Source organism: Pseudomonas sp. Q2-TVG4-2 (assembly GCF_013620795.1).
GTDB lineage: Bacteria > Pseudomonadota > Gammaproteobacteria > Pseudomonadales > Pseudomonadaceae > Stutzerimonas.
The window spans coordinates 16,397-34,508 of the sequence record NZ_LGLW01000007.1; the positions used below are offsets into that span (position 1 = coordinate 16,397).

At 63.2% G+C, this 18,112-nt stretch carries 16 protein-coding genes; 14 read left to right on the forward strand and 2 right to left on the reverse strand.

The window, feature by feature from the left end; translation table 11 throughout:
- Positions 1-60 precede the first annotated feature (60 nt).
- The 10 genes from ubiX to dgoD all read left to right on the forward strand — a co-directional run bounded on the left by ubiX (position 61) and on the right by dgoD (position 9,955).
- On the forward strand, positions 61-690 hold the full coding sequence (ubiX, locus tag H3028_RS15650; protein ID WP_181298180.1) for a flavin prenyltransferase UbiX: 630 nt from the start codon (positions 61-63) through the stop codon (positions 688-690).
- Positions 691-748: 58 nt separating this feature from the next.
- Positions 749-1,033 carry a YceK/YidQ family lipoprotein gene (locus H3028_RS15655; protein ID WP_375154425.1) on the forward strand — a complete coding sequence of 95 codons (285 nt, stop codon included), beginning with the start codon at positions 749-751 and terminating at the stop codon, positions 1,031-1,033.
- Between the two features lie 485 nt (positions 1,034-1,518).
- Positions 1,519-2,244: a FadR/GntR family transcriptional regulator gene (locus H3028_RS15660; RefSeq protein WP_181298182.1), complete on the forward strand. Its 726-nt coding sequence runs from the start codon at positions 1,519-1,521 to the stop codon at positions 2,242-2,244.
- Positions 2,245-2,268: 24 nt separating this feature from the next.
- Positions 2,269-3,147: an SMP-30/gluconolactonase/LRE family protein gene (locus H3028_RS15665; protein WP_181298183.1), complete on the forward strand. Its 879-nt coding sequence runs from the start codon at positions 2,269-2,271 to the stop codon at positions 3,145-3,147.
- Positions 3,148-3,201: 54 nt separating this feature from the next.
- Positions 3,202-4,020, forward strand: coding sequence for an SDR family oxidoreductase (locus H3028_RS15670; protein WP_181298184.1), 819 nt, complete (start codon positions 3,202-3,204; stop codon positions 4,018-4,020).
- Positions 4,021-4,162: 142 nt separating this feature from the next.
- A complete protein-coding gene (locus H3028_RS15675; protein ID WP_181298185.1) occupies positions 4,163-5,167 on the forward strand; it encodes a substrate-binding domain-containing protein in 1,005 nt (334 codons plus the stop codon).
- 85 nt (positions 5,168-5,252) lie between these two features.
- Positions 5,253-6,767: an L-arabinose ABC transporter ATP-binding protein AraG gene (araG, locus tag H3028_RS15680; RefSeq protein WP_181298186.1), complete on the forward strand. Its 1,515-nt coding sequence runs from the start codon at positions 5,253-5,255 to the stop codon at positions 6,765-6,767.
- A gap of 21 nt (positions 6,768-6,788) precedes the next feature.
- Positions 6,789-7,757 (forward strand): L-arabinose ABC transporter permease AraH, encoded by a 969-nt coding sequence (gene araH, locus H3028_RS15685; RefSeq protein WP_168425109.1) that lies wholly within the window; start codon positions 6,789-6,791, stop codon positions 7,755-7,757.
- A gap of 37 nt (positions 7,758-7,794) precedes the next feature.
- A complete protein-coding gene (locus H3028_RS15690) occupies positions 7,795-8,775 on the forward strand; it encodes a 2-dehydro-3-deoxygalactonokinase (protein WP_181298187.1) in 981 nt (326 codons plus the stop codon).
- Between the two features lie 31 nt (positions 8,776-8,806).
- A complete protein-coding gene (gene dgoD / locus H3028_RS15695) occupies positions 8,807-9,955 on the forward strand; it encodes a galactonate dehydratase (protein WP_181298188.1) in 1,149 nt (382 codons plus the stop codon).
- Positions 9,956-10,227: 272 nt separating this feature from the next.
- On the opposite strand, the gene H3028_RS15700 is transcribed toward dgoD, so the two are convergent.
- Positions 10,228-11,376, reverse strand: a complete 1,149-nt coding sequence (locus tag H3028_RS15700) for an aldose epimerase family protein (RefSeq protein WP_181298189.1) — start codon at positions 11,374-11,376, stop codon at positions 10,228-10,230.
- 181 nt (positions 11,377-11,557) lie between these two features.
- Positions 11,558-12,631, reverse strand: a complete 1,074-nt coding sequence (gene queG, locus H3028_RS15705) for a tRNA epoxyqueuosine(34) reductase QueG (RefSeq protein ID WP_181298190.1) — start codon at positions 12,629-12,631, stop codon at positions 11,558-11,560.
- 171 nt (positions 12,632-12,802) lie between these two features.
- On the opposite strand from queG, the gene H3028_RS15710 reads away from it, so the two are divergent.
- From H3028_RS15710 to mutL, 4 genes are read left to right on the forward strand one after another with little or no spacing between them, the layout of a single operon-like run.
- Positions 12,803-14,302, forward strand: a complete 1,500-nt coding sequence (locus H3028_RS15710; RefSeq protein ID WP_181298191.1) for an NAD(P)H-hydrate dehydratase — start codon at positions 12,803-12,805, stop codon at positions 14,300-14,302.
- Complete coding sequence (gene tsaE, locus H3028_RS15715; RefSeq protein ID WP_181298192.1) at positions 14,290-14,760, forward strand: tRNA (adenosine(37)-N6)-threonylcarbamoyltransferase complex ATPase subunit type 1 TsaE; 471 nt, start codon at positions 14,290-14,292, stop codon at positions 14,758-14,760. The genes H3028_RS15710 and tsaE overlap by 13 nt, the downstream gene beginning before the upstream one ends.
- A gap of 17 nt (positions 14,761-14,777) precedes the next feature.
- Positions 14,778-16,184 (forward strand): N-acetylmuramoyl-L-alanine amidase, encoded by a 1,407-nt coding sequence (locus H3028_RS15720; protein ID WP_181298193.1) that lies wholly within the window; start codon positions 14,778-14,780, stop codon positions 16,182-16,184.
- Complete coding sequence (gene mutL, locus H3028_RS15725; protein WP_181298194.1) at positions 16,181-18,058, forward strand: DNA mismatch repair endonuclease MutL; 1,878 nt, start codon at positions 16,181-16,183, stop codon at positions 18,056-18,058. Before H3028_RS15720 ends, mutL begins: the two co-directional genes overlap by 4 nt.
- The last annotated feature ends 54 nt before the right edge of the window (positions 18,059-18,112 follow it).

Here is an 18,112-nt window from a genome sequence, read left to right on the forward strand (position 1 = left end):
GCGAGCGGAGCCCCCGAGACAAATAATCGGCGGGCGTGCCCGCTTGACGGAGCAGATTGTATGAACGGACCGGAACGCATCACATTGGCCATGACCGGCGCCTCCGGGGCGCAATATGGCTTGCGACTGCTCGATTGCCTGATTCAGGAAGACCGCGAGGTGCACTTCCTAATCTCCAAGGCGGCGCAGCTGGTGATGGCCACCGAGACCGATGTGGTGCTGCCGGCCAAGCCGCAGGCCATGCAGGCGTTTCTGTCCGAATACACCGGCGCCGCGGTCGGGCAGATCCGGGTTTTTGCCAAGGAAGACTGGATGGCACCGCCGGCTTCGGGCTCCGGCGCGCCGACCGCTATGGTGGTGGTGCCGTGCTCCACCGGTACCCTGTCGGCGATTGCCACCGGTGCCTGCAACAACCTGATCGAGCGCGCCGCTGACGTCGCTCTCAAGGAGCGCCGCCAGCTGATCCTCGTCCCTCGTGAAGCGCCGTATTCGAGCATTCATCTGGAGAACATGCTCAAACTGTCCAATCTCGGCGCGACCATCCTGCCGGCCTCGCCGGGCTTTTACCATCAACCGCAAACCATCGATGATCTGGTGGATTTCGTCGTCGCGCGCATCCTCAATGTGCTCAACATCCCGCAGGACATGCTGCCGCGCTGGGGCGAGCACCATATCGTCAGCGACGACTGAGCACGGCCGCGCCAGCGTTCGACAACAACCGGAGGAGGCGCCCATGAAGCGATCGGCTATGCGACTCGGCTCGACATTGGCGCTCGTACTGCTGCTCTCCGGTTGCGCCACAGTGCGCACCCTCCATGCAGCCAAGCCCGGCGCGCCCATCGTTTACTCGGGCACCCGACTGGACTGGTACCGCCTCAACGATGGTTGCTGTCCCATGGATCGTTTCGGGGCCAAAGCGCCGAAATATGCGGCCCTCGACCTGCCCGCCAGCGTATTGCTCGACACGCTGCTACTGCCACTCTCGCTCGCGGCCGTGCTTGGGCTGGGGGTCAACGTACAAGGCGGTCTCTAGCCCCTCGGTTCGATGCCCAGGTCGAGGCAAGTGGTCCTGTGATGAAGCTCGTTTGCCGATAAGTATTGGTTATCGCGCGATCAGCAGCTGTCACTAGGCAGCGTTAGCGGTGCTTCTTAGAGTGGCCGGCATTCCAGAATAATAAAAAGCGAGGAAAGACGATGAGGCTTGGCCTGATCGCAAATCCCGAGCGTGGCGCTCAGACGCCCGGCATTTTCTATTCATATGATCAGAAGGCTAGCTTGCTGGGCCGCTCGACGGTTGGCGGAACCAGCTGTCTCCGTTCGGTACGGCTAGGTTCCGTTGCTGTGATCGCCCCCGAAAGCCGTCTTCGCTTCTTCAATATGTCGCCATGGCGTGGCGCCGGCCGCTTACCCGCTCAATCGTTCGGGCGATTTCGATGTGAGAGTTGCCAGTCAGATTTGACAGCCAATCATATGATGATAGGGTTCAATGGAACCAAGGGCAGCCGCACAGGGGCTCGCATGTCGAACAACTATCACAGCGCAACGGTGGAATGGCTGGGCTCCTGGATCGCCTCGGGCAAGGTTCAGCCAGGCGAGGCGCTGAAGGTCGAAGCGGGGCTCTGCGAAGAGCTCGGTGTCAGCCGCACGGTGATCCGCGAGGCGATCAAGACGCTGGTGGCCAAGGGCATGCTCGATGTCGGGCCGAAGGTCGGCACCCGCGTGACCCCGGTGCGCTCCTGGAACCTGTTCGATGTACAGGTGGTGGGGTGGCTGGCCGAGAACGGGCTGCCGGAAAGCTTCGTGATGGACCTGCTCGATCTGCGCCGGACCATCGAGCCGACCGCCGTGCGCTGGGCGTGCGAGCGCGCAACACCGAAGCAGATTGCCGAAATCCAGGCGGCCTACCAGATGCTGGCCGCATCCCTCGGCGACAAGGATGAATACAACCGCGCCGACAAGCTGTTCCACGAGGCGGTGCTTGCCGCCAGCCACAACCAGTTCATCGAGCGCATGGTGCCCGCGCTGGGCGCCTTGCTGGCGGTGTCCTTCGAAGTGTCATCGACGGTTCCTGACGAGCTCGGCCTGACCCTGCCGCTGCACAAGGACATCGCCGACGCCATCGCCAGCCGCGACGTCGCGCGCGGCGTCTGGGCCTGCATGACGCTGATCGAGCGCGCCGCCCTGACCATTTCACGCCATTACCCCGAACTGGTCGTATTACGCGGCGAGCAGACCGCGCCATAAAAACAATGAAAGCGGAGTGCGACCATGCAATGGCTGCCCATCTCGCAACAACGCTACAGGCTGGCCGAGGGCCCTTTCTGGGACGCTCGGGAGCAGACGCTCTACTGGGCCGATATCGTCGGGCGGCTGGCCTGCCGGCTGGGCCCGGACGGCTACCGGCAATGGCAGCTGGCCGAGCCGGTATCGGCGTTCATTCCCTGCCTGCGTGGCGACGCGCTGGTGACCCTGGCCAGCGGCGTCTATCGCCTCGATCCTAACGCTGCTGACGCTGCACCTGCGCTCGAACGTTTCTGCGTTGCCGACGCCACGCCCGGCAACCGCGCCAACGAGGCGCGCTGCGACGGCCAGGGGCGGCTCTGGCTCGGCACCATGCAAAACAACATTGCCGGCGATGGCGGCGACCTGCCGATCACTCGGCGTTCCGGCGGGCTGTTCCGGGTCGACCCGGATGGCTCGGTCACGCAGCTGCTCAGCGACCTCGGCATCGTCAACACCTTGCTGTGGAACGAGGCGGGCGATCGGCTCATCTGTGGCGACACGCTGGACGAGACGCTTTACATCCACCGCATCGACGACGACGGGCAGCTGATCGGTCGAGACACCTGGGCCGGCCCGCATCCGCGTGGCGTGCCCGACGGCTCGGCGATGGATGTCGAGGGCTGCGTCTGGAATGCGCGCTGGGGTGGCCACTGCCTGCTGCGTTTCGCGCCGGATGGCTGCTTGGATCGCATCGTTGAACTGCCCGTCAGTCATCCCACCAGCTGCGTGTTCGGCGGACCCAACCTGACTCATCTGTATGTCACCTCGGCCAGGTCGGACGAGGCGTCGACCGAGCTGGACGGCGCCGTGCTGGTGGCCGACGTCGGCATCGCCGGCACGCCTTGTACAGGCTTTGCCGGTTGATCCATTTTTTTCAGGCCGCCGGGCGGCCAATCATTCGTCAGAGGAGTTGTTCACATGGCCGCACCGCTCACCTTGCCATCGACACCCGAACCCCCGCGCGGCGAACGCCTGAAAGGCAAGGTCGTGGTCGTCACCGGCGGTGCCCAGGGCATCGGCGAAGCCATCGTTGCCTGCTTTCAGGCGCAACAGGCCAAGGTCGTCATTGGCGACATCCAGGGCGAGAAGACCGAGCGGGTCGCCGCCGGCTGGCGCGAGCGTGGCGGCGAGGTGCGAGCTCTGAAGACCGACGTCACCCAGCCGGCCGAGCTGGAAGCGCTGGTCGGACTGGCCCTCGAGCACTACGGCCAGGTCGACGTGCTGGTCAACTGCGCCGGCGTCAACGTGTTCCGCGACCCGCTGGAAATGACCGAGGAGGACTGGCGGCGCTGCTTCGCCATCGACCTGGATGGCGTCTGGTTTGGTTGCAAGGCGGCCCTGCCACACATGGTGCAACGCGGGGTCGGCAACATCATCAACATCGCTTCGGTGCATTCGACCAACATCATCCCCGGCTGCTTCCCCTATCCGGTCGCCAAGCACGGGCTGCTCGGCCTGACCCGCGCGCTCGGCATCGAATATGCCCCCAAGGGAATTCGCGTCAACGCCATCGCGCCGGGCTACATCGAGACGCAGCTAAACGTCGATTACTGGAACGATTTTTCCGACCCGCAGGCCGAGCGCCAGCGCGCCTTCGACATGCATCCGCCGCGTCGCATCGGCCAGCCGATCGAAGTGGCGATGACCGCGCTGTTTCTCGCCACCGACGAAGCGCCTTTCATCAATGCCGCTTGTATCACCATCGATGGCGGGCGTTCGGTGCTCTACCACGATTAACGGCGCGATCAGTTCAGGCATTCGATTCAAAAGGGCCGCCAGCGGCCCTGCGGAAAGCCGCCAGCAAGCATTCGGTGGGGCGTGTGAGGGTGATGAGCACCCGGCTAATCAGAGCTATTCAATAAGAACAATGGAGGTAGCTATGTTTCGTTCTTTCGGTATCCGTTCGCTTTGCTGTGCGGCGTTAACGGTCGGTGCGATGAGTTTCGCCGCTGCGACCCTGGCCCAAGAAGAAGTCAAGATCGGTTTTCTGGTCAAGCAACCCGAAGAGCCCTGGTTCCAGACCGAATGGGCGTTCGCGGAGAAGGCTGCCAAAGAGCACGGCTTTACCCTGCTGAAGATCGCCGTACCGGACGGCGAGAAGACCCTCGCCGCCATCGACAGCCTGGCGGCCAATGGCGCCAAGGGCTTCGTCATCTGCCCACCTGACGTGGCGCTCGGCCCGGCCATCGTCGCCAAGTCCAAGTTCAATGACCTCAAGGTCATGGCGGTCGATGATCGTTTCGTCGACGCCAAGGGCGAGTTCATGGAAGACGTGCCCTATCTCGGCATGGCCGCCTTCGAGGTCGGTCAGAAGCAGGGCGCAGCCATGGCCGAGGAAGCCAAGAAGCGCGGCTGGGACTGGAACGATACCTACGCGGTGATCAACACCTATAACGAGCTGGACACCGGCAAGAAGCGCACGGACGGCTCGGTGGATGCGCTGAAGAAGGCCGGCTTTCCTGAAGACCACATTCTCTATACCCCGCAGAAAACCCTCGACGTGCCGGGCAGCATGAACGCCACCACCTCGGCACTAGTGAAGCTGCCGCGCGGCGCGAAGAACCTGATCATCGGCGGCATGAACGACAACACGGTGCTGGGTGGTGTGCGCGCCACCGAGAGCGCCGGCTTCAGCGCCGAGAACGTGATCGGTATCGGCATCAATGGCACCGATGCCATCGGCGAGCTGAAGAAGGACAACAGTGGCTTCTACGGCTCGATGCTGCCCAGCCCGCATATCGAGGGCTACGAGACGGCGCGGATGATGTACGAGTGGGTCACCGAGGGCAAAGAGCCGCCCAAGTACACCGCGATGGACGAAGTCACCCTGATCACCCGCGAGAACTTTCAGGAAGAACTGGAAAAGATCGGCCTCTGGAAATAACTCGGTCCATTGGCGGGAGGCCTGATCTCAGGCCGATTTCAGCATCGAACTCGTCCGGTCGATCGGGCGAGCGTGGAGACGCTCCATGTTCCAACAAGTCAAAGCGGGCGACAGCCTGCAGTTCAACGGCATCGGCAAGAATTTCCCGGGCGTGCGCGCGCTGTCGGACATCAGCTTCGTCGCGCGACCCGGTACCGTGCATGCGCTGATGGGCGAGAACGGCGCCGGCAAGTCGACACTGTTGAAGATCCTTGGTGGCGCTTACCAGCCCAGCAGCGGTGAGCTGCAGATCGGCGAGCGCAGCCTGACGTTCCGCTCGGCCGGGGAAAGCATTGCCAGCGGCGTCGCGGTGATCCATCAGGAGCTGCACCTGGTGCCGGAGATGAGCGTGGCCGAGAACCTGATGCTCGGGCACATGCCGTCGCGCTTCGGGCTGGTCAATCGGCGCGCCATGCATCGTCAGGCCTGTGAACTGCTCAAGGGCCTGGCGGACGAAATCGAACCGGCGGCACGCCTGGGCAGCCTGTCGCTGGGGCAGCGCCAACTGGTGGAGATCGCCAAGGCCATGTCGCGCAATGCCCACGTGATCGCCTTCGATGAACCCACCAGCAGCCTGTCGGCGCGCGAGATCGAGCGGCTGATGACCATCATCGCCAGGTTGCGAGACGAAGGGCGCGTGGTGCTTTACGTCTCGCACCGGATGGAAGAGATCTTCCGTATCTGCGACGCGGTCACGGTGTTCAAGGACGGTCGCTTCGTTTGCACGTTCGACGACATGAGCGAACTGACACACGACCAGCTGGTGACCTGCATGGTCGGTCGGGATATCGACGATATCTACAACTATCGCCCCCGCGAGCAGCAGGGTGAGGCCCTGCGCGTCGAGGGCCTGCTCGGTCACGGCTTGCAGGAGCTGGTGAGTTTCTCGGTCAGCCGTGGCGAGGTGCTCGGCTTTTTCGGCCTGGTCGGTGCTGGGCGTACCGAGCTGCTGCGCCTGCTTGCCGGGCTTGCTCCGCACAAAGCCGGTACGGTGAAGCTCGATGGGCAACCACTGAAACTTAAGTCGGCGCGCGATGCCATCGCCGCAGGCATTCTGCTGTGTCCCGAAGACCGCAAGAAAGAAGGCATCGTGCCGCTGGGCAGCGTGGCGGAGAACATCAACATCGGCGCGCGCAGCCGCAACGCGCGCCTGGGTTGCCTGGTGCAGGGCCGCTGGGAGCGTGAGAACGCCGACCGACAGATTCGCGCGTTGAACATCAAGACGCCATCGCCGGATCAGCAGATCGTCTACCTCTCCGGCGGCAACCAGCAGAAGGTGATCCTCGGTCGCTGGCTGTCGATGCCGATGAAGGTGCTGTTGCTCGACGAGCCCACCCGCGGCATCGACATCGGCGCCAAGGCCGAGATCTACCAGATCATCCATGACCTCGCGGCGAGCGGTATCGCGGTGATCGTCGTGTCCAGCGACCTGATGGAGGTCATCGGTATCTCCGACCGTATTTTGGTAATGAGCGAGGGGGCGATCACTGGCGAGCTCCCTCGAGAGCAGGCCGATGAGTCCCGCCTGCTGCAACTGGCACTCCCGCGTTCGCGCGGCTGAACAACAATGATGAGGTGCTTTATGTCTGCTCAACAGAACGCTCTGTCCGCGCCGCGGCAGGGCCTCAATATGCGCCGTTTCCTTGATGACTGGGTCATGGTATTGGCCGCACTCGGCATCTTCGTGCTGTCGGCGATCTTCATCGAAAACTTCCTCTCGCCGTTGAACATGCGCGGGCTCGGGTTGGCGATCTCGACCGTCGGCATTGCCGCCTGCACCATGCTGTTCTGCCTGGCATCCGGGCACTTCGACCTGTCGGTCGGGTCGGTGATTGCCTGCGCCGGTGTGGTGGCGGCAGTGGTGATGCGCGATACCGAAAGCGTCTTCCTCGGCGTCTCGGCGGCGTTGGCGATGGGCCTGGTGGTCGGGCTGGTCAATGGCATCGTGATCGCCAAGCTGCGTATCAATGCGCTGATCGCGACGCTGGCGACCATGCAGATCGTTCGCGGGCTGGCCTACATCTTTTCCAATGGCAAAGCGGTGGGGGTGATGCAGGAAGAGTTCTTCCTGTTCGGCAACGGCAGCCTGTTCGGTGTGCCGGTGCCTATCCTGATCACCCTTGTGTGCTTCGCCTTCTTCGGCTGGCTGCTCAACTACACCACCTACGGCCGCAACACCATGGCCATCGGCGGCAACCAGGAAGCGGCGCTGCTGGCAGGGGTCCATGTCGATCGCACCAAGATCATCATCTTCGCCGTGCATGGCCTGATCGGTGCGCTGGCCGGTGTGGTGCTGGCGTCGCGGATGACGTCCGGGCAGCCGATGATCGGCCAGGGATTCGAGCTGACGGTGATCTCCGCCTGCGTACTGGGTGGCGTGTCGCTCAGCGGTGGCATCGGCATGATTCGCCACGTGATCGCGGGGGTGTTGATTCTCGCGATCATCGAGAACGCGATGAACCTGAAAAACATCGACACCTTCTATCAGTACGTCATCCGCGGCACGATCCTGCTGATCGCGGTGATCATCGATCGGCTGAAGCAGCGCTGATCCCATTCGCGTCGCGTGCCAGCGCGCTGGAGAACCCGTGAATACACGCCTGATAGCGCTGGACTGGGGCACCAGTTCATTGCGCGCTTATCGGCTCGGTGCGGCCGGCGAAACGCTGGAAGAACGCAGCCTGCCGTTGGGCATCATGCAGCTCGATGGCAGCGAGGCCGACTTCGAACGCGCGCTGGAACAAGCCTGTGGCGACTGGCAGCGGTCGAATCCGGCGGTGCCGATGATTGCCTGCGGCATGATCGGCAGCGCGCAGGGCTGGCGCCAAGTCAGCTACGTCGAGGCGCCGCTTGGCGCCGACGGGTTGGGTACGGCGCTGCTACCGATTCACCGCTCCCAAGGTATGCCGCTGTGGCTGGTGCCGGGTGTGATACAGCGCGGTGCTCTACCCAACGTTATGCGCGGCGAGGAAACTCAGGTGTTCGGCTTGTTCGACGGCGACGCCGATCACGCCGGGCCGTTGCTGATCGGCCTGCCCGGCAGCCATAGCAAGTGGGTGATGGTTGAAGATGGCCAGCTCAGCCAGTTCCAGACGTTCATGACCGGCGAGGTCTATCAGGCGCTGCTCGGCCACACGATTCTCGGTCGCACGGCGGTGATCGGTGACGCCTTTAACGCTGCGGCTTTCGAGCGGGGCCTGCGGGTGGCCACATCAAACGAAGGGCAAGGTGGCCCATTGTCGACCATCTTCAGCAGCCGCACCCTGGTGCTGACCGGCGAACTTAGCGGCTCGGCTCAGGCCGATTACCTGTCCGGGCTGCTCATCGGCCATGAACTGGCTGCCATGACGTCCGGGCTGCAGCTGTCGTCGTCCCAGCCCATCGTCCTTATCGGCAATTCGACCCTGTGTGCCCGTTACTTGTGGGCGCTGGAGCATTGCGGCTTCGAGTCTCTGCGCTTCGCGCCCGAGGCGACGGCCGCCGGGCTCTGGAAGATCGCCACGGGGGCCGGCCTGGTCGCCGCCGAGACAGCAGGAGATCCGTACGTTCGACACCACACTGGCCATTAACGGGCTGATTGCAACCTTCGAGAGACTGCCGATGAAAATAACTCGCCTTACTACGCTGGTTGTGCCGCCACGCTGGCTGTTCCTGAAGATCGAAACCGACGAAGGCGTCACCGGCTGGGGCGAGCCTGTGGTCGAGGGCCGCGCGCACAGCGTTGCCGCCGCAGTGGACGAGCTGTCCGACTACCTTGTTGGCCGCGATCCACGCAACGTCGAAGACCTCTGGACCGTGATGTACCGGGGCGGCTTCTACCGCGGCGGAGCGATCCACATGAGTGCCATCGCTGGCATCGACCAGGCGCTGTGGGACATAAAGGGCAAGGCGCTCGGCGTCTCGGTCAGTGAGCTGCTCGGCGGCAGGGTGCGCGAACGCATTCGTGTGTATTCCTGGATCGGCGGTGATCGCCCGGCCGACACCGCCAATGCTGCGCGAGACGCCGTGGCGCGAGGTTTCAGCGCGGTAAAGATGAACGCCAGCGAGGAAATGCAATTCGTCGACAGTCACGCCAAGGTCGATGCGGTGCTGGCGAACATGGCCGCTGTGCGCGACGCGGTGGGGGGGGGAATCGGCATCGGCGTCGATTTCCATGGCCGCGTGCATAAACCCATGGCCAAGATCCTGATCAAGGAACTCGAGCCGTATCGGCCAATGTTCATCGAGGAGCCCGTGCTGAGCGAGAATTACGAGGCGCTTAGAGAACTGGCGCCGCTGTCCTGTGCGCCGATCGCGTTGGGGGAGCGGCTTTACTCACGCTGGGACTTCAAGCGCATCCTTGCCGAAGGTTACGTCGACATCATCCAACCGGATGTTTCCCATGCCGGCGGCATTACCGAGACGCGTAAGATCGCCAGCATGGCCGAGGCTTACGATGTCGCGCTGGCATTGCATTGCCCGCTTGGGCCGATCGCCTTGGCTGCGTGCCTGCAGCTCGACGGCGTCTGTTACAACGCTTTCATTCAAGAGCAGAGCCTGGGTATCCATTATAACCAGGGCAATGACCTACTCGATTACATCAGCAACCCCGAGGTGTTCGCGTATCAGGATGGTTTCGTTGCCATTCCGAACGGGCCGGGGCTGGGTATCGAGATCAACGAGGCCTACGTGCTGGAGCAGGCGCGCATCGGCCATCGCTGGCGTAACCCGATCTGGCGCCACGCGGATGGCAGCGTGGCCGAGTGGTAGGGCAGCGACATGGTTGTGGTCAGGCGCACGGCAGGCCTCACGGGCACGTAGGCTGCAGCAAGAGCCAAAAGCTTCGCCCCGAGGCGGGCCTCCCACAAAAGCGGCCAGTGCGCACCGAACCGCTGTAGGAGGCGCGCCCCGCGGCGAACGCTGGTTCGGATCCACAACGGTCTATGAAACCAACCGTGCTGCAAGCAAAGCGGCTGCTAAAAACGACCTCGCCAACCGCGAGGCTCGTTACAGCCGGAAGGCCCCTTGCGGGGCCTTCCGCGTCAGGGCTTGGGAAATTTGTAGATCGTGGTCTGGGTATAGGTTTCGCCCGGGTCTAGGCGTGTGCTCGGGAAATCCGGCTGATTCGGCGAGTCCGGGTAATGCTGCGTTTCCAAGGTGAAGGCGCTCCAGTGCGGGTACGCCTTGCCGCCTTTGCCCGTGATGCTTCCGTCGAGGAAGTTGCCCGTATAGAGCTGCACGCCGGGCTCTGTCGTGTACATCAACAGCCGCCGCCCGGACTCGGGGTCAAGCACTTCGGTCGCCAGCTTGCTCACGTCTCCGTCGGTGTCCAGCACCCAGTTGAAATCGAAGCCGCCGGCCTTGGCCTCGGCGAATTTCAGCTGCTGATGGTCACCCTTTATGTGCTCACCGAAGCGAGTCGGTTGTAAGAAATCCATCGGCGTGCCCTTGACCTCGACCAGTTCGCCGGTGGGAATCAGCTTCTCGGTCACTGGTGTGTAGCGCGAGGCGTGCAGCGTCGCGACCTGGTCGAGCACGCTCGGACTGCCGGCCCCGGCGAGGTTGAAGTAGCTGTGGTTGGTCAGGTTGAGTACGGTGGGTTTGTCGGTGGTGGCGCGGTACTGGATGCGCAGCTCGTTATCTTCGTTGAGGCTATAGGTCACGTGGGTGGTCATGGTGCCGGGGAACCCCATCTCGCCATCGGGCGACACGTAGCTCAGCTCGACGCCGACCCATCCGTCCTCGTCTGCGGGCTTGGCCTTCCAGACTCGCTTGTCGAAGCCCTTGGGTCCGCCATGCAGGGCGTTGCTGCCATCGTTCTGTGGAATCTGGTAGGTCGTGCCGTCGAGTTCGAAGCGGCCATCGGCGATGCGATTGCCGAAGCGACCTATGGTGGCGCCGAAATAGACGTTGCCGTTCTCGATATAGCCGTCGATTTCATCGAAACCGAGCACGATGTCTTCGAGCTTGCCGTTTTTATCCGGAACCATGAGCGACTGCAGCACGCCACCGTAGGTGATCACCACCGCCTCAATCCCCTGGCTGTTTTTCAATGTGTACTTTTCGATGGGCGTGCCGTCCGGCATCTTGCCGAAGCTTCCGTGCTGGTTAGACAGGCCAGCGGCCTGGGCGCCAAATGTGCTGATCATGAGAGACAGGGCAATTCCGTTGAGTAGCAATCTAGGTTGCATGGCTTCACCTGACATTGTTGTTGTTTTCTGCGTGGGTGCACGGCGCCAAGGTCGATTGAAGGCCTGGCGGCGTTGCGCCGGCTAAAGCCTAGACAGCCGAGCCATTCCGTCCCAATACGAATTGCGGTCTCTGCGATACGCGAATCGGTATGTCTTCCGGGCGCAAAAAAACGCGGAAGGTTCAGCTGCGCTGGCGGGCCTCATGCTGCGCCAATGCCCACTCGACGTGCTCGCGCACTAGCTCGGACGGATCCTCGCGGCGCGACTGCAGTGCTTCGAGTACGGGAATGCTCGAAGGCGCATTGCCTAGTCCTACGGCCAGGTTGCGCAGCCAGCTCTGATAGCCCGTCCGACGCAGGGGGGAACCCTCGGTGCGGCTGAGGAACTCCTCTTCGGTCCAGCGAAACAGCGTGGCCAGTTCGGCGTTGTCCAGGCTATGGCGCGGCTGAAAATCGGTTTGCTCGGTCGGGCGGGCAAAGCGATTCCAGGGGCATACGATCTGGCAGTCATCGCAGCCGAATACGCGGTTGCCGATCTTCGGCCGCAGTTCGATTGGGATCGGACCCTTGAGTTCGATGGTCAGGTAAGAGATGCATCGTCGCGCATCCAGCACGCGATCGCCGACGAAGGCTTCGGTGGGGCAGATGTCCAGGCAGGCGTGGCAGCTGCCACAGTGATCGCGTGCTGTGGGCTCGTCGACGGGCAGGGCGATGTCGACGAAGAGTTCGCCGAGGAAGAACCAGCTGCCGGCCTTGCGGTTGAGCACCAGGGTGTTCTTGCCGATCCAGCCAAGGCCAGCCTGCTGCGCCACGGCCTTCTCCAGTACCGGCGCGCTGTCGACGAACGCACGGAAGCCGAAGGGGCCGATCACCTGCTGGATGCGCTCGGCCAGTTGCTGCAAGCGTTTGCGGATCAGCTTGTGATAATCGCGGCCCAGCGCGTAGCGCGACACATAGGCCTTCTCCGGCTGCGCCAGGCGCTCGGCCATGTTTGTATCGCCCGGCAGGTAATCCATGCGCAGCGAGATGACCCGCAGGGTGCCTGGCACCAGCTGCTCCGGATGGGAACGTTTGCTGCCGTGAGCAGCCATATAGTCCATCTCGCCCTGATAGCCCGCAGCCAGCCAGCGTTCGAGGTGCGCCTCATGCTCACCCAGATCGACTCCGGTAATGCCGACCTGCTGGAAGCCAAGCTCACGGCCCCACTCCTTGATGGAGTCGGCAAGAGCGGCTGGGTCGAGTGATGTGCTGGGCATGGATTCGAGTCGTCGGGCGTTGCGGCGATGATTGCGGGCTGAAGGTCTCGATTCGGCAAGTTGCGCCGATCGACTGCCGCCATGCGCCTGAAACGCGTGAATCTCGACGCGCCGCGGGCGGCTCGGCAGGCGCATGCGTATAATTCTGCCAGATATTTGCTCGGGTGATTCATGTCTCAGACCACCGATACCCTGCCTACCGCTTTATATTCCGCCGCCCAGGTGCGACATATCGATGCTCGCCTGATCGCCGCCGGCACACCCGGCTTCGAACTGATGCAGCGGGCGGCCCATGCTGCGTGGCGTGCACTGCGCCGACGTTGGCCTGACGAGCAACGAATCACCGTGCTGGCAGGGCGGGGCAACAACGCTGGGGACGGCTATCTCATCGCGGCGTTGGCGCAGCGTGCCGGCCGTCAGGTTCAGGTGCTTGCGGTGGGCGATCCGCAGCAATTGCAAGGCGATGCCGCGCAAGCGCTCGCTGAGGCGAAGGAAGCTGGCGTTACGCCGGTGTCGTGGTCCGCCGACGTCAAACTGCACGGAGTGCTGGTCGATGCGCTGCTCGGTACCGGAATTACCGGCGAGGTGCGCGAGCCTTATGTCGGCGCTATTAGCGCGATGAACGAAAGCGCGTTGCCGATCCTGGCGGTCGATCTGCCGTCCGGCCTTTGCGCCGATACCGGCCGCGTGCTCGGCCAAGCGGTGCGGGCAGACCTCACGGTGTCTTTCATTGGTCTCAAGGTCGGGCTGTTTACGGGGGAGGGGCCGGGTCGGGTCGGTGAGCTGGCGTTTGATGACCTGCAGGCCGACGCAGCCATCCTCGACCAGGTCGAACCCGGCCTCGAGCGCCTATGTGAGGCGAATCTTCCCGTGCTGGCGCCCCGTTCGCCGACTGCGCACAAGGGCAGCTTCGGCCAGGTGCTGGTAATCGGCGGCGATCTGGGCACTGGTGGCGCAGCACTGCTTGCCGCCGAGGCCTCGCTGCGCTGCGGTGCCGGGATGGTCACGCTAGCGACGCGTCCTGAGCACGTAACGGCCGCGTTGGTACGGCGACCGGAAATCATGTGCAGCGGTGTCGAGTCCACCTATGCATTGACGGCGCTGACCCAGCGCGCCGATGTGTTGGTCATCGGCCCGGGCCTGGGGCAGGCACCCTGGGGGCGCAGCCTGCTGTCGCTTGCGCCGCAGTGTCAGTTGCCGCAGGTGTGGGACGCCGATGCGTTGAATCTATTGGCAGCAGGCGCAATCGATCTGCCGGCCGGCTGCCTGCTGACGCCGCACCCGGGAGAGGCCGCGAGATTGCTGGATACCTCTGTTGCCGACGTGCAGGCCGATCGCCCGGCGGCGGCGCGGATGCTGGCGAGTCGTTACAGTTGTACGGTACTGCTCAAGGGCGCAGGTACTTTGATCGCCGACCGTGATGGCCGCTTAGCTTTGTGTGATCGCGGCCACCCGGCGATGGCCAGCGCCGGCCTTGGTGATGTTCTGGCGGGTGTTGCGGGTGCATTGTTGGCGCAGGGGTTGGCGCCGTTCGATGCGGCCTGTCTGGCGGTATGGCTGCATGCCGTTGCCGGCGAAAATACCGGCGAGGGCGGGCGCGGGTTGGCAGCCGCCGATCTGATTCCAGCCATCCGCCAGTTGCTCGAGGAGCAATCACCATGCCGCAGGTAACGCTTTTCGCAGCCGACGAAGATGCGATGCTCGCGCTTGGCGCGCGCATCGCCCAGGCGACCGGTGGTCGGGGCGTGATCTACCTTCACGGGGACCTCGGAGCAGGCAAGACCACGCTGTCGCGCGGGCTGATTCGCGGTTTCGGTCATGAGGGCAAGGTCAAGAGCCCGACCTTTACCCTGGTCGAACCATACGAAATGCCCGGCGCGCGGGTCTTTCATTTCGATCTCTACCGCCTGGTCGATCCGGAAGAACTGGAATTTCTTGGCATTCGCGACTATTTCGAAGGGGATGCCTTGTGCCTGGTAGAGTGGCCGGAACGTGGCGCCGGCATTTTGCCAAAGGCTGACCTGGACATTACCATTACGCCGCACGGGGCCGGTCGTATGCTGCGCCTGACGCCACGAGGCGAGCGCGGTGAAGGCTGGTGTTCCATCCTGACCATCGGTAATCAATGAAAATCATGGGGTTGGGTATGCGCATGCGCGCGCTGGTAAGTGGTTTGGCATTAATGCTTGCGTCGGTGCAGGTCCTGGCTGCTTCCGATGTGCAGAGCGTGCGTTTGTGGCGGGCGCCAGACAACACTCGTCTGGTATTTGATCTTTCCGGTCCGGTTCAGCACAACGTCTTCACCCTGACGGCGCCGGATCGCATTGTCATCGACGTCGACGGCGGCAATCTGCCGAAGCCGTTCGAACAGCTCCCGCTGAAAAACACCCCCATCTCCGGCCTGCGTGCGGCAAAGTTCGACGCCGATACGTTGCGAGTGGTCATTGATCTCTCTGCGCAGGTGACACCCAAGAGTTTTACCCTGACGCCCAATCAGCAGTACGGTCATCGACTCGTAGTCGATCTGTTCGATGAAGGTGCCAGCAGCGCCGAAGTCCCGGCGACTGTCACGCCAAGTACTCCCGCTGCGCCCGTGTCGCCGACCCTGCCTGCGCTGAAACTGCCGCCGCTACCAAGCAGCAAGCGTGACATCGTCATTGCCATCGACGCCGGCCATGGTGGCGAGGACCCGGGCGCGATCGGCCCGGGCAAAGTCTATGAGAAAGGGGTCGTGCTGCAGATTTCCAAAGAGCTGCAACGCCAGATCAATGCCGAAAAGGGCTTCCGTGCCGAGCTGGTGCGGACCGGTGATTACTTCATTCCGCTGCGCAAACGCACCGAGATCGCGCGCAAGAAGGGTGCGGACCTGTTCGTCTCGATACATGCCGACGCGGCGCCGCGTTCGGCCGCCTATGGAGCCTCCGTGTTTGCGTTGTCGGACCGCGGCGCTACCTCGGAAACCGCACGATGGTTGGCTGACAGCGAGAACCGTTCTGATCTCATCGGCGGTGCCGGTAATGTCAGCCTCGGTGACAAGGACCAGATGCTGGCCGGCGTGCTGCTGGACCTGTCGATGACTGCGTCATTGTCGTCCAGCCTCAATGTCGGGCAGAAGGTACTGAGTAACATGGGTCGCATTACCCCACTGCACAAGAGCCGTGTGGAGCAGGCGGGGTTCATGGTGCTGAAGTCTCCCGATATTCCATCAATCCTGGTGGAAACAGGATTCATCTCCAATCCGTCCGAGGCGCGTAAGCTGCAGACCGCATCCCATCAACAGTCGCTAGCGCGCTCGATTCACAGCGGCGTTCGGCAGTTTTTCCACGAGAACCCGCCGCCTGGTACCTACGTCGCTTGGCTGCGGGATTCCGGCAAGATCGCCAGCGCGCCTCGTGAGCACGTGGTCCGTTCTGGCGAAAGCCTGGCCCTGCTCGCCGAGCGTTATCAGATCAGTCTGCTCGCATTGCGCAACGCCAACAGTCTGAAAGGTGACACGATCAAGGTCGGTCAGACGCTGAACATTCCTGCTACCACCCTGGCATCGCAGCCATGACCGAAGCGGCGCGTATCCAGCTGCTCAGCCCGCGGCTGGCGAACCAGATCGCCGCCGGAGAAGTGGTCGAACGGCCCGCTTCGGTGATCAAGGAGCTGCTGGAGAACAGTCTCGACTCTGGCGCTGATCGTATCGAGGTGGACGTCGAGCAGGGCGGGATCAAGCTGCTGCGCGTTCGCGACAATGGCTGCGGCATTCCGGCCGATGACCTGCCGCTGGCCCTGGCCCGGCATGCAACCAGCAAGATCCGTGACCTGGAAGATCTCGAGCGGGTAATGAGCCTGGGCTTTCGTGGCGAGGCGCTGGCGTCGATCAGCTCGGTGTCGCGGCTGACACTGACCTCGCGCACGGCCGACGCCGCTGAGGCCTGGCAGGTCGAAACCGAAGGCCGGGATATGGAAGCGCGGGTGCAGCCCGCGGCGCATCCGGTGGGCTCGTCGGTCGAGGTGCGCGACCTGTTCTTCAACACACCGGCCCGGCGCAAGTTTCTGCGCACCGAGAAGACTGAATTCGATCATCTGCAGGAAGTGATCAAGCGGTTGGCGCTGGCGCGCTTCGATGTGGCGTTTCATCTGCGACACAACGGCAAGGTGGTGCTCGCTCTGCATCAGGCCAGCGATGCCGCATCGAGGGCGCGGCGTGTGGCTTCGGTGTGCGGTCCGGCATTTCTCGAGCAAGCACTGCCGGTGGAAATCGAGCGCAACGGTCTGCACCTCTGGGGCTGGGTCGGTTTGCCGACGTTTTCGCGCAGCCAGGCGGACCTGCAATATTTTTACGTCAACGGGCGCATGGTGCGTGACAAGCTGGTTGCCCATGCGGTGCGCCAGGCCTACCGCGACGTATTGTTCAACGGCAGGCATCCGACCTTCGTGCTGTTCCTCGATGTGGATCCGGCGGTGGTGGACGTCAACGTTCATCCGACCAAGCATGAGGTCCGTTTTCGCGACAACCGTATGGTCCACGACTTTCTCTACGGCACGCTCCATCGTGCGCTAGGCGATGTACGCCCGGAAGATCAGTTGGTGGCGCCGGCCAGCATGACGTCGATCACCCAGGCCAGTGGTATCGCCGCCGGAGAATTCGCCGGGCAGAACGAGATGAGCCTCGCCGCCAGCGTGCTTGAACAGCCGCAGGCTCAACAACCGGCTTGGCGCGGGGCGGGTGCCGGCTATCAGACGCCTCGGGCGATGTCGATGGCGAACGCTGCGGAAGCCCAGGGCGCCTACCGGGAGTTTTTCACGCCTTTGCCTGAAGTCGGGCCGGCGGCGTTGCCCGAGAGCCAGGACGATGTTCCGCCGCTGGGCTATGCGCTGGCCCAGCTCAAGGGCATCTACATTCTGGCCGAAAATGCACACGGGCTGGTGCTGGTAGACATGCACGCGGCACACGAGCGGATCACCTACGAGCGGCTGAAAACCGCGATGGCCAGCGAGGGGTTACGGGGTCAGCCGCTGCTGGTGCCCGAGTCGATCGCCGTCGCGCAGCGTGAGGCGGACTGCGCCGAGGAGCACGCGCATTGGTTCCGAATGCTTGGCTTCGAGCTGCAACGACTCGGCCCTGAAAGTTTGGCGATCCGACAAATACCATCCCTACTCAAGCAGGCTGAGGCGACGCGACTGGTGCAGGATGTGCTGGCCGATTTGCTGGAGTACGGCACCAGCGATCGTATTCAGGCGCATCTTAATGAATTGCTTGGCACCATGGCGTGCCACGGGGCAATTCGTGCCAACCGGCGCCTGACGCTGCCGGAGATGAACGGCCTGCTACGCGATATGGAGCAGACCGAGCGCAGTGGTCAGTGCAACCACGGCCGCCCGACCTGGACCCAGATGGGTATGGGTGATCTGGATAAGCTGTTTCTCAGGGGGCGTTAGGCTCCTGTAGGCGGATCGCCCCATTGCCGCATCGATTCCATCCTGCGTACCCGA

What these genes read in the sequence shown, in the direction of transcription:
- ubiX (WP_181298180.1), top strand. Translation starts at nt 61, where the DNA reads ATGAACGGACCGGAACGCATCACATTGGCCATGACCGGCGCCTCCGGG.
- H3028_RS15655 (WP_375154425.1), top strand. Translation starts at nt 749, where the DNA reads ATGCGACTCGGCTCGACATTGGCGCTCGTACTGCTGCTCTCCGGTTGC.
- H3028_RS15660 (WP_181298182.1), top strand. Translation starts at nt 1,519, where the DNA reads ATGTCGAACAACTATCACAGCGCAACGGTGGAATGGCTGGGCTCCTGG.
- H3028_RS15665 (WP_181298183.1), top strand. Translation starts at nt 2,269, where the DNA reads ATGCAATGGCTGCCCATCTCGCAACAACGCTACAGGCTGGCCGAGGGC.
- H3028_RS15670 (WP_181298184.1), top strand. Translation starts at nt 3,202, where the DNA reads ATGGCCGCACCGCTCACCTTGCCATCGACACCCGAACCCCCGCGCGGC.
- H3028_RS15675 (WP_181298185.1), top strand. Translation starts at nt 4,163, where the DNA reads ATGTTTCGTTCTTTCGGTATCCGTTCGCTTTGCTGTGCGGCGTTAACG.
- araG (WP_181298186.1), top strand. Translation starts at nt 5,253, where the DNA reads ATGTTCCAACAAGTCAAAGCGGGCGACAGCCTGCAGTTCAACGGCATC.
- araH (WP_168425109.1), top strand. Translation starts at nt 6,789, where the DNA reads ATGTCTGCTCAACAGAACGCTCTGTCCGCGCCGCGGCAGGGCCTCAAT.
- dgoD (WP_181298188.1), top strand. Translation starts at nt 8,807, where the DNA reads ATGAAAATAACTCGCCTTACTACGCTGGTTGTGCCGCCACGCTGGCTG.
- H3028_RS15700 (WP_181298189.1), bottom strand. Translation starts at nt 11,376, where the DNA reads ATGCAACCTAGATTGCTACTCAACGGAATTGCCCTGTCTCTCATGATC.
- queG (WP_181298190.1), bottom strand. Translation starts at nt 12,631, where the DNA reads ATGCCCAGCACATCACTCGACCCAGCCGCTCTTGCCGACTCCATCAAG.
- H3028_RS15710 (WP_181298191.1), top strand. Translation starts at nt 12,803, where the DNA reads ATGTCTCAGACCACCGATACCCTGCCTACCGCTTTATATTCCGCCGCC.
- tsaE (WP_181298192.1), top strand. Translation starts at nt 14,290, where the DNA reads ATGCCGCAGGTAACGCTTTTCGCAGCCGACGAAGATGCGATGCTCGCG.
- H3028_RS15720 (WP_181298193.1), top strand. Translation starts at nt 14,778, where the DNA reads ATGCGCATGCGCGCGCTGGTAAGTGGTTTGGCATTAATGCTTGCGTCG.
- mutL (WP_181298194.1), top strand. Translation starts at nt 16,181, where the DNA reads ATGACCGAAGCGGCGCGTATCCAGCTGCTCAGCCCGCGGCTGGCGAAC.